Raw genomic sequence first — 348 nt, 5'->3', positions numbered from 1 at the left:
AGCGTATGCATACTCGAGGAAACACCCCAGCCCACAATTTTCCGGCTGAACACATCAGTGATGAACGCGGTGTAGCAAAACCCGCCAGCAGTCGGTAGGTCTGGTCCCGGCCAATAGCCCAGCCTGCCCGTCTCATGGCCTGCCACATTTTGCGCACACCATAGACTCCGTAGTTCTCCTGGTGGATTTTGATCAGTTCAGGAATGAGGAGCTGGTCGGATAGTGACCTGGCTGAAGCGACACGGCTCATTGCGCGGTAATAGCCGCTAGCCGTCATGAAGCCACCGTCAAGGTGCTCGGATAGGACTCGGCAAATGGGCTCGACCCCGAAAAGATCCTTATAAGTGT

Annotated in this window: 1 pseudogene; it reads right to left on the bottom strand. The window is 55.5% G+C overall.

From position 1 onward, the window contains the following. Positions 1 to 348, bottom strand: a pseudogene (locus L6963_RS11760) (IS3 family transposase); the annotation flags it as partial.

It is taken from the genome of Rothia nasimurium (assembly GCF_928392795.1).
Classification (GTDB): Bacteria; Actinomycetota; Actinomycetes; order Actinomycetales; family Micrococcaceae; genus Rothia; species Rothia nasimurium_F.
Note: the sequence above shows the minus strand (reverse complement) of the source record. Positions and strands in the feature narration are given on the sequence as shown.